The sequence below is a fragment of the Kineococcus mangrovi genome, assembly GCF_041320705.1.
Lineage (GTDB): Bacteria > Actinomycetota > Actinomycetes > Actinomycetales > Kineococcaceae > Kineococcus > Kineococcus mangrovi.
This window is the reverse complement of the sequence record NZ_JBGGTQ010000002.1, coordinates 615,753-625,624: the sequence shown is the minus strand read 5'-3', so window position 1 is coordinate 625,624 and position 9,872 is coordinate 615,753. Positions and strand designations below refer to the sequence as shown.

Sequence of the window (9,872 nt, the reverse complement as noted above, 5' to 3'; positions counted from 1 at the left end):
GGCACGGGGACTCCGGGGGGCGGGTGGCGGGAGCGCTGACTCGCGCGGGGCGCGTCGGTGGACGTCTTCCGGCCGCCCTGCCGACGGGGTGAGGGTAAGCGGTTTCCCGGGTGGTGGACAAGGACTCCTCCCGGTGGGGCGAACCCGTTCCACCGGGTCGGCGGGGTCGGCGGGGTCGGCGGGGTGTTGCCTCCCCCACCACGCTCACCGCGCGAGCGCCGGCCCGACGAGCCCGGCCAGCGGGACGGCGGCGATCCCCACGGCGAGGACGCCGACCCCGGCACCGAGCGCCGGGACCGCACCCCAGCGGGGACCGGCCCCCTCCTCGGCGGTGCCACCGGCGCCGAAGACCGGGGCGATCCAGCGCAGGTGGTAGACGAGGCTGAGGACGGTGTTCACGGCCGCGACGACGACCAACCAGGCCAGGCCCCCGTCCCAGGCGGCGCTGAACACGGCCACCTTCCCGGCGAACACCGCCGTGGGGGGAGTCCCGACGAGGCTCAGCAGGCACACCAGCAGCGCACCGGCCAGCGCCGGGTGCCGCCGGGCCAGACCGCGGTAGGACCCCAGCGTCCGCCGCTGCGGCAGCGCGGCGGTGACCGCGAACGCGCCGGCGTTGGTGACGGTGTAGCCGGCCAGGTACAGCAGCAGGGCCGGCAACGCCTCCGCGGCGCGCCCGGCCACCGCGACGGGCATCAGCAGGTACCCGACCTGGCTGACCGTCGACCAGCCCAGCAGCCGTCGGGGGTCGTCCTGGCCGAGGGCGGCCAGGTTCCCCAGCGTCATGCTGAGCGCCGCCAGCACCGCGACCAGCAGCCGCCAGTCCAGGGCCCCCGGGCCGGTGCCGGGGAGCGCGTCGACCAGCCGGTAGAGCGCCACGAGGGCGCCGACCTTGGGCACCGTGGTGGCGAACGCGGCGGCGGTCGCCGACGCGCCCTGGGCGGCGTCGGGCACCCAGGAGTGCACCGGGACCGCACCCGCCTCGAACAGCAGCCCCGCCAGCACCGCCACGACGCCGACGGCGACGGCGGCCGCGGGGGAACCGCCCAGGCCGGTGCCGAGCCGCGCGTAGACCGTCGTCGAGCCCAGCGCGGCGAGCACCGCGACCCCCAGCAGCAGCAGGACGTTGGTCAGCGCCCCCAGCAGGTACGTCTTCACGACGGCCTCGGCGGCGGCGGACGAGCGCGACGCGCCGATGAGGCCGTACAGCGGGATCGAGGCGAGCAGGAACGCCACGGCCAGGACCAGCAGGTCGCTCGCGCCGGCCAGCACGACGGTGCCCAGCGCGGACAGCAGCAGCAGGCTGCACGTCTCGCTCTCGCGCGCGGTCCCGGACAGTTCCGGGACCCCCAGGCCGATGACGAGCAGGGTGGCCGCGACGACGACGAGCCGCACCACCCCGGTGGCACCGTCCACCGCGTAGGTCGAGGTGTAGACCGTGCGCGCCGGCCCGGCGAGGGCGACGGCCGCGGCGGTCGCGCTGCCCACCAGGGCCACCACGGCCACCGAGCGGCTGACCCACTGGCGGTCCCGGGGCAGGAACGACCCGGTGAGCAGGGTGAGCAGGGCACCGGCGAGCAGGAAGATCTCCGGCAGCAGGGCCAGCGGGTCCTCGTGGGTGGTGCTCACGCCGGGATCACCGGCTCACCAGGTCGACGACGTTCGCCGCGGCCGGCGCGACGGTGTCCAGCAGCGGGCCGGGGAAGACCCCGACGACCAGGGCGAGCGCCAGCAGCGGCCCGGCCGACCACAGCTCGCTCGCCCCGAGGTCGCGGAACCGCACCGAGTGCCCGGTGGTCGGGCCGGTGAACAGGCGCTGCAGCGCCCGCAGGAACAGCGCGGCCGTCACGAGGATCCCCAGCACCGCCACCGCCGCCACCGGCGCGGTGGCGATGGCGCCGGTGAACACCTGGAACTCGGCGATGAACCCGCTGAAACCCGGCAGGCCCAGGGAGGCGAAGGCCGCCACCGCGAACAGGGCCGCGTACCGCGGGGCGGTCCGGGCCAGGCCCCCGAACGAACCCGTGTCGTAGGTCCCGGCCCGGTCGTGCAGCGCCCCGGCGAGCAGGAACAGCGCGGCGGTGATGAGGCCGTGGCTGACCATCTGCGTCACCGCGCCCACGACCGCGATCTGCCGGGCCTGCTCGGCGGAACCGGCCACCACCCCGGCGGCGCCGACGGCCACGACCACGTACCCCATGTGGTTGACCGAGGTGTAGGCGATCATCCGTTTCAGGTCCGTCTGCGCCAGCGCCACCAGCGCCCCGTGCAGCACCGAGACAATCCCCACGGCCAGGACCACCCACGACCACTGCCGCCACGCGTCCGGCAGGAGCGGCATCGCGATCCGCACGAAACCGTAGGTGCCCATCTTCAGCAGCACCCCGGCCAGCACCGCCGAACCCACCGCGGGGGCGTCGGTGTGCGCGGGCGGGAGCCAGGTGTGGAACGGGAACGTCGGCGTCTTGACCGCCAGCCCGAGCAGCACCGCCCCCAGGACGAGCAGCCCGGTCGAACCGCTGCCCTGCAACGGGGCCGAGCGGGCGAGTTCGACGATGTCGAAGGTGTGCGGGGTGGCGGCCAGGTACAGGCCGATGAAGCCCACCAGCAGCGCCAGGGACCCCAGGAAGGTGTAGAGGAAGAACTGCAGCGCCGAGCGGGCCGCGTCACCGTGACCCCAGCCGGCGATGACGAAGTACATCCCGACGATGGACAGGTCGAAGAACACGAAGAACAGCAGCAGGTCCTGGGCGGCGAAGACCCCCAGGCACGTCGTCTGCAGGAAGCAGAACAACGCCGCCTGCTGGCGCGGACGGTCCCGGCCGCCCAGGGCGTGCACCGAGCACGCGGCGAACACCACGACCGTCAGGGCCACCAGCGGCCAGGACAGACCGTCCAGGCCGACGTGGTAACCGCTGCCGACCAGCGGGATCCAGTCCACGCGCTGCTCGAACCGCAGACCCCCGGCCGGGGCGGGGGGACCCCCGAACCACAGGCCGGCGACCAGGCCGACCTCGACGACGCTGAGCGCGAACCAGCCCCAGCGCGCCGCGGCGTCCGGCACCCGGACCAGCGCCAGGAGACACGCCACGGCCAGCGGCAGGAACACGACGACGGAGAGCACGCTCACCCCACGAGGACGATCAGGACGACACCGGCGGCCAGCAGCACGACGGCTTGGACGTAGTAGTGGTGGACCAGCCCGGTCTGCGGCCGCCGGGCCAGGGCCCCCAGCCGGCGCACCCCGACCGCCAGGCGCCGGACCCCGGCGTCCAGGACGCCGACGTCCAGCCGCCGCAGCGCGGTCGCCGACCGCAGCACCAGCACGGCGCCACCGGTGACGCCGCGGGCCAGCACCCGGTCGTCCAGGTGGGCCAGCGCACGGGCCAGGGCGTCCACCGGCCGCACCGCACCGGCCCGGGTCACCCGGTCCAGGCCCAGCCACTGCCGGGCCCAGGCGGGTTCGGGGACGCCGCGACCGGACCTGGCGAGCAGGACGACGCCGAGCAGCGCCGCGACGGCCAGGACGGCCGAGGTGAGCAGTTCGGACCCCGTCGGCGCCGGTTCCGGACCCCGCCCCAGCAACCGGTCCAGACCGGCCCGCACCGGTGGCAGCCCCACCACCCCGAACAGCGCGGCGGGGACGGTCAGGAGGACCAGCGGCAGGGTCCGGACCCCTCCCACGCGGCGGGTCCCGGTCCGCTCGGTGTCGAACCCCGCGTCCTGCGTCGCCGCCTCGCCCGGCCCGTGGCGCCAGAGCACGACCAGCACCTTGCCCGCGTACCCGGCGGACAGCACCGCCGCGAGCAGCCCCGCCGCGGACAACCACCCGGAGGTCCGCGCGGCCGCGGCCAGCACGGCGTCCTTGGTGACCCACAACGACAGCGGCGCCGCCCCGGCCAGCGCCAGCGCGGCGAGGCTCGCGCAGACCCCGACCACGGGCCAGCGGCGCGCCACCCCCCGCAGCGCGGACAACCGCCGGGTGCCCAGCGCGGACAGCCAGGCGCCCGCGGCCAGGAACAGCAGCGCCTTCACCGCGGCGTGCGCGGCCAGCTGCGCCGCACCCCCGGCGACCGCGCCGACACCGGCGGCCAGGACGACGAACCCGAGCTGGGCGGCCGTGGAGGCCGCCAGCAACTGCTTGAGGTCCCGCTGCGCCAGGGCCACCACGCCGAGCACCACGGCGGTGCCCGCACCGCACCACGCGGCCGTCGTCGCCGCCCAGCCCGTCGCGGCCAGCAGCGGTTGCACCCGCAGCAGCAGGTAGCCGCCCATGGCGACCATGGCCGCCGAGTGCAGCAGCGCGCTGACCGGGCTGGGGCCGACCATCGCCCGCGACAACCACGACGAGAACGGCAGTTGCGCCGCCTTGCCCAGCGCCGCGAGGAGGACCCCGGCGGCCACCACGTCCCGCCACCCCGGGCCGGTCGCCGCCAGGTCGTCCAGCCGCCACCCCGTGCCCGCGGCCGCGAGCGCACCGGCGGCGACGTACAGGCCCAGGTCGGCCAGCCGGGTGGTGCAGAAGGCCACCACCCCGGCGCCCACCCGGTCCCGGTGCCACCAGGCGAAACCGATGAGCGCGAACGACGTCGCCCCCATCACCTCCCACGCCAGCAGCAGCGCCGGCAACGTCGCGGCCGTCACCGTGCAGACCACGGCGGCCACGAACAGCAGCAGCAACCCGCTGAACCGGTCCCGGGACTCCCGCACGTCGGCGACCGCGAAGACGAGGACCAGGAGCGCGGTGCCGGTCACGACGGGCAGGACGAACGCGGCGAGCCCGTCGACGGCGAGCTCGAACCGGGCGAACGGCAGGAAGGGGGCCGAGACCGCGGGCCGGCCGGCCACGGCCAGGCCGGCCAGGACGCACTCCACGACCAGGACGAGGACCGCCACCCCGGACGCCCACCGGCGGCCCCGCGGGGGACGGGCGGGAAACGCCCCGGTCAGGCACAGCCCGGCCCCGGCGGCGGCGGGCAGCAGGACCAGCGCCCACAGGACCCACCCGCCGCTCACCGGTTCAGGTCCGTCGTCGAGTCGGTCGTGTCCGCACCGCGGGACCGGTGCAGGACGGTGGCCACGGCGAAACCCATCGCCATCTCGACGGTCATGGCGGCCAGGACCACCAGCAGGAGCACGTGGCCGTCCGGCGTGGGGGCCAGGAACCACCACAGGCCGGCCGCGGCCAGGACCACCGCGTTGACCATGAGTTCCAGGCCCATCATCACCATGACGACGACCTGCTGGGAGACGGCCCCGTACAGGCCCACCGAGAACAGCGCCGCGGCCACCACCAGGACGGCCTGCAACGTCACCGCCCCACCCCGCCCGGTTGCGGGTCGTCCGCCGGCCGGCGCCGCAGGTCGGCCCCGAGGCGGTCGTACCGGCTGCGCGGCAACGCCAGGACCAGCGCCGAGACGATGGTGGCGAACAGCACGGGGCTGACGACGAGCATCACGAGCATCTTCGACCCCATGACCGCCTCGCCCAGGGAGGCGGTCAGGTCGGGGGCCGGGGAACCCCGTCGCGTCGGCCACGGCACGAGCAGCGCACCGCCGCCCAGGACCAGGAAGGTCCCGACCGCCAGCCCGATCGACGTCCTGCGCGAGTGCACCATGCTCATGGGCATCAGCGCCGGGTTCATGCCCATGAACATCACCATGTAGACGGCCATGACGGCCATCTCCATCACCATCATCAGCACCGTGACGACCCCGACGTAGTCCAGGTGCAGCAGGAGCACCTGCGCCCCGACCGCCACGAACGAGGCGGCCAGCGCGTACGTCGCGCGCGCCATCGAGTCGGTGCGGAACACCGCCCACCCGGCGGCGACCGCGACCGCCCCCAGGCTCCAGAACAGGACCGCTTCCCACCAGGTCCCTGTCATCCCCTCACCCCACGACCACGACGACGGACACCACGAGCAGTTGCAGCAGGGTCAGCGGCAGGAGCACGACCCAGCCCACCTCCACCAGCCGGTCCGGGCGCAGCGAGGGCAGGCGCCGACCGGCGACGACGAGCACCGAGACCAGGGCGAACGTCTTGACGAGCGTCCACACCCAGCCCGGCAGCCAGGGCCCGGCGCCGCCGCCGAGGAACGCCACCACGGCGAACGCGGAACCGGCGACCAGCAGCGCGTGGCGACCGGCCAGCAGCAGCAGCCGGTCCACGCCCGACACCTCGGCCAGCACCCCGCCGGCGATGTCGGTCCCGGCCGCCGCCGCGAACGGCCCCCGCACCGAGAAGGCGACGACGCAGGTGCAGAACACCGCGAAGGCGACGGGCATCCGGAGGACGAACCACGACTCCTGCTGGGCGGCGACGACGTCCCCGAGCCGCAGGCTGCCGGCGGCGACCGCCGGGGCGGTCAGCGCGAACATCAGCGGCAGTTCGTACGCCATGGCCTGCGCCAGGAACCGGTACCCGCCCACGAGGGCGTGCGCGCTGTTCGGGCCCCAGCCGGCCATCCACACCAGCGCCCAGACGAGGACGTCCATCGCGTTGAACCACACGACGCCCACGCCGAGGTCGGCCAGGGTCCACCGGCCCAGCGGGACCACCGCCACCATCAGCAGCGCCACGACCAGCAGGCCCCCGCCGCCCAGCCGCCACAGCAGCCGGTCGGCGGCCAGCAGGGTCCGTCGCCGCTGGCGCAGCAACCGGGCGACCTCGGCGACCGGCGCCGACCAGCCGCCGCCGCTCACGCGGGCGTCCAGGCTGGCCGACCACCACCCGGCGAGCGCCACCAGCAGCACCGCCAGGACGGCCCAGCCGGGCGGGACCGCCACGACCTCAGGCACCGGTGGACCTCCCGGACCCGGCGGCGGCCAGGTCCGCCACGACGTCGGTGCCGGCCACCACCAGGCGCACCGACCCCAAGTCCAGCCCGGTCACCAGGGCCGGCAGCGCGGTCGGGGGAACGCCCTGCGGTCCGAGGGGGGTCCCGCTGGACCCGTCGTCCGCCCGCGCCGCGACGAGGGCGTCGTCCAGCCACCCGTGCAGCCGGTCCACCAGGTCCAGCTCCTCGGCCCCCGTCCCGTCCGGCGAGCGGGTGGCGGTGCGCAGTCCCCGCACCGTCCACCGCAGCGCCCGGGACCGGGTGACCCGGCGGCGGAGCCGGGAGACGCCTGCGGCGCAGTCGTTCAGAGCCGCACCCGCCAGGGCCGCGTCCCGCAACCGGCCCGCCTCGGCGGCGGCCGCGTCCCACCCGGCGACGGCGAGCAGGCGGGCGACCGCGTCGCACCGGGCCAGCACCACCGCACGGCGGGCGTCCCGGCGGGCGGGCGCCCCGCCCGACCCCTCGTCTGACCCCACGTCCACCCGCGCCGGTTCCAGGAGTTCGGCCGTGGCGTGGACGACGACGTCCCCCTGCAGCGCGCAGTCCAGCACCAGACCGGCGGGCCAGTGCGGCAGGACCGGCCCCAGGCGGACGTGCAGGACGTCCATCTCCAGGCCGTCGCGGTCGTCCCCGCCGCCGGCCAGGGGGATCCCGCCGGGCCCGGCCATGTCCATGTCCATGTCCATGTCCCCGCCCATGTCCCCGTCCATGTCCCCGTCCGCGTCCGTCTCGGGACCCTCGGCGTCCTGCTGCGGGCCCGGGCGCGACGCCGCGTCGGCCCGCTGCGCCGCGTCGTCCAGGAGCGCCAGGACCGCGGCGTCCAGGGCGGGGGCCACGTCCTGCGCGGTGAGCGCGTCGACGCGGGTCCGCGGTCCGGGCACCCGGTCCCACACGTTCGCCACCACGGCCCGCACCCGGGGCCCGGGGTCCCCGCAGACCACCAGGACGTCCGCGTCGGCCGGCGAGGTGGCCTCGACCCACGACCGCCGCGCCACCTCCGCCTGCACCGCCACCCGGACCTCCGCCGCCCCCGGCACCTCGACCACGAGGACGTGGCAGCGGCGGACGGCCCACCGGCCCAGCAGTCGCCTCACACCCACCGCAGGGCTCCTTCGCGCCAGGCCCACACGACCCCGGCGAGCAGCACGCCGAGGAACACGAACATCTCGACCACGGCGCCGACGCCCACCCGGGCCACGACGACCGCCCACGGGTACATGAAGAGCATCTCCACGTCGAAGGCGAGGAACAGCAGCGTCACCGGGTACCAGCGCACGTGGAAGCGGGACAGGGCGTGCTCGGCCGGGTCGTGCCCGGACAGGAAGGGCAGGCTGCGCACCGGGTCCGGCGCCACGGCGCTCACCCGCGCCACCGCGAAGACCGCCCCCACGAGGAGGACGGCGGCGGCCAGGACCCCCAGCAGACCGGCGAAGGGCCCCATGCCCGTCCCACCTCCCTCCCCGAACCGTCGACCAGCGCGATCCCACACCCGTACGGGCGTGCGGGCAATCGGGAGCGGTGGTTGCATGCCGTGCGTGGCCGACCACCCCCACCCCGTCGACGCCGAGCGCGTGCGCCGCGCCCGGGAACGGGTTCCCGGCGCCGCGGACGTGGAGCGGTCGACCGCGATCCTCGCCCTCCTCGCCGACCCCACCCGCGCCCGCGTGCTGCACGCCCTCGACGTGGTCGAGGAGCTGTGCGTGGGGGACACCGCCCTGGCCCTGGGGATCACCGAGGACGCCGCCGGGTACGCCCTGCGGGTGCTGCGCACGGCCGGCCTGGTCAGCCGGCGCAAGGCGGGGCGGGTCGTGTTCTACCGGCTCGCCGACGGTTTCCCCGAACCGCTGCTCGAGCACTGCCTGCGCCACCTCAGCGCCCTGGCGGCGACGGGGGAGGACGACGGGCAGGACGACTGACCGGCGGGTCGCACCGGGACCCGCGGCGCCACCGGGTCCCGTGGTGTGATCGGGACGTGGACGCCCAGGTGCTCGCCGTCGGTTCCTTCACCGCCGCCACCGGTGGGCGCGGAGCCGGTCTCGCGCTCGTCGACCGGGACCCGCTGACGGGCCGGCTCGGTGCGGTGGGGGCCACCGCCGACGTGCCGTCGCCGGCCTTCCTCGTCGCCGGGGCGGCCGGCACGGTCCACGTCGCGCACGAGGTCGACGACGGGTTCGTCACCACCTGGCGCGTGGACGCGCACGGGTGGCGACGGCTGGCGCAGGCACCCAGCGGGGGGTCCTCCCCCTGCCACCTCCGCCTCGTCCCGGGGTTCCTCCTCGCGGCGAACTACGCGGGCGGCGTCGGTGTCGTGGAACTGTCCGGCGGGGTCGTCTCAGCGCTGCGGCAGACGCTGCACGGCAACGGCTCAGGGCCGGACGCCGACCGTCAGGAGGCCTCCCACCCGCACTCGACCACCGTCCTGCCCGGAGGGCGCGTCGCGGTGCTCGACCTCGGCACCGACGAGGTCCGGGTGCACGACGTCACGACGGGCGGGTTGTCCGCCGAGCCCGTCCAGGTCGTGCCGCTGGCCCCGGGGACCGGCCCCCGGCACGGGGTCGTGGTGCCCGGCCCCGAGGGGGACCGGTTCGTCGTCGCCGGTGAGCTCGACGCCACGGTGACCTCCCTCGCCGTGCGGGACGGGCTGCTGGCCGACCCGGTCCGCGAGCCCGCCCTCGCCGTGCCCGTCGGCGCGCGCACGTACCCCTCGGAGGTCTGCCGCACCCCGTGGGGCCTGGTCGTCGCCAACCGCCGCGCCGAGGTGCTCACGCTGCACGAGGTCGTCGGCGGGGTCGCCCGTCCCGTGCGGGACGTCGCGATCGGGGCGGTGAACCCGCGGCACGTCGTCGCGGTCGGCCGCCACCTCTACGTCGCCGCGCAGGACTCCGACCAGGTCGTCCACCTCGCCCTCGACGACGACCTGACCGTGGTCGACCGGTCGGTCGTCGAGCTCGGGTCGCCGTCCTGCGTGCTGCCCCTGCCCTGAACGGCCCGTGCCCCGCCGTGCCCCGCCGACCACGCCGTACCCCGCCACGCC

General features: G+C 76.1%; 10 protein-coding genes. 2 read left to right on the top strand and 8 right to left on the bottom strand.

Going from position 1 to position 9,872, the window contains the following annotated elements; genetic code table 11:
- Nucleotides 1-204 precede the first annotated feature (204 nt).
- Genes AB2L28_RS06105 through AB2L28_RS06070 form a run of 8 tightly spaced genes read right to left on the bottom strand, consistent with a single transcriptional unit; the run spans nt 205 to nt 8,279 of the window.
- Nucleotides 205-1,629, bottom strand: coding sequence for an NADH-quinone oxidoreductase subunit N (locus tag AB2L28_RS06105; RefSeq protein ID WP_370717835.1), 1,425 nt, complete (start codon nt 1,627-1,629; stop codon nt 205-207).
- A gap of 7 nt (nt 1,630-1,636) precedes the next feature.
- Nucleotides 1,637-3,124, bottom strand: coding sequence for a complex I subunit 4 family protein (locus AB2L28_RS06100; RefSeq protein ID WP_370717866.1), 1,488 nt, complete (start codon nt 3,122-3,124; stop codon nt 1,637-1,639).
- A 2-nt stretch (nt 3,125-3,126) separates the two neighbouring features.
- Nucleotides 3,127-5,016, bottom strand: a complete 1,890-nt coding sequence (locus AB2L28_RS06095) for a proton-conducting transporter transmembrane domain-containing protein (protein ID WP_370717834.1) — start codon at nt 5,014-5,016, stop codon at nt 3,127-3,129.
- Nucleotides 5,013-5,315 (bottom strand): NADH-quinone oxidoreductase subunit NuoK, encoded by a 303-nt coding sequence (locus tag AB2L28_RS06090; RefSeq protein ID WP_370717833.1) that lies wholly within the window; start codon nt 5,313-5,315, stop codon nt 5,013-5,015. Before AB2L28_RS06090 ends, AB2L28_RS06095 begins: the two co-directional genes overlap by 4 nt.
- On the bottom strand, nt 5,312-5,887 hold the full coding sequence (locus AB2L28_RS06085) for an NADH-quinone oxidoreductase subunit J (protein ID WP_370717832.1): 576 nt from the start codon (nt 5,885-5,887) through the stop codon (nt 5,312-5,314). Before AB2L28_RS06085 ends, AB2L28_RS06090 begins: the two co-directional genes overlap by 4 nt.
- Before the next feature lie 4 nt (nt 5,888-5,891).
- Nucleotides 5,892-6,800, bottom strand: a complete 909-nt coding sequence (locus AB2L28_RS06080; RefSeq protein ID WP_370717831.1) for a complex I subunit 1 family protein — start codon at nt 6,798-6,800, stop codon at nt 5,892-5,894.
- Nucleotides 6,793-7,938: a hypothetical protein gene (locus AB2L28_RS06075; protein ID WP_370717830.1), complete on the bottom strand. Its 1,146-nt coding sequence runs from the start codon at nt 7,936-7,938 to the stop codon at nt 6,793-6,795. The genes AB2L28_RS06080 and AB2L28_RS06075 overlap by 8 nt, the downstream gene beginning before the upstream one ends.
- Nucleotides 7,929-8,279 carry an NADH-quinone oxidoreductase subunit A gene (locus tag AB2L28_RS06070; RefSeq protein WP_370717829.1) on the bottom strand — a complete coding sequence of 117 codons (351 nt, stop codon included), beginning with the start codon at nt 8,277-8,279 and terminating at the stop codon, nt 7,929-7,931. Before AB2L28_RS06070 ends, AB2L28_RS06075 begins: the two co-directional genes overlap by 10 nt.
- Before the next feature lie 94 nt (nt 8,280-8,373).
- Here AB2L28_RS06070 and AB2L28_RS06065 point away from each other — a divergent pair, with 94 nt between their 5' ends.
- Both AB2L28_RS06065 and AB2L28_RS06060 read left to right on the top strand, forming a co-directional pair.
- Entirely contained in the window at nt 8,374-8,754 is a 381-nt protein-coding gene (locus AB2L28_RS06065) for an ArsR/SmtB family transcription factor (RefSeq protein WP_370717828.1), read from the top strand.
- Nucleotides 8,755-8,810: 56 nt separating this feature from the next.
- Nucleotides 8,811-9,821, top strand: coding sequence for a lactonase family protein (locus AB2L28_RS06060; RefSeq protein ID WP_370717827.1), 1,011 nt, complete (start codon nt 8,811-8,813; stop codon nt 9,819-9,821).
- The last annotated feature ends 51 nt before the right edge of the window (nt 9,822-9,872 follow it).

Bases quoted from the DNA above. Each gene is read 5' to 3' on its own strand.
- AB2L28_RS06070 (WP_370717829.1), bottom strand. From the start codon at position 8,279: ATGGGGCCCTTCGCCGGTCTGCTGGGGGTCCTGGCCGCCGCCGTCCTC.
- AB2L28_RS06085 (WP_370717832.1), bottom strand. From the start codon at position 5,887: ATGACAGGGACCTGGTGGGAAGCGGTCCTGTTCTGGAGCCTGGGGGCG.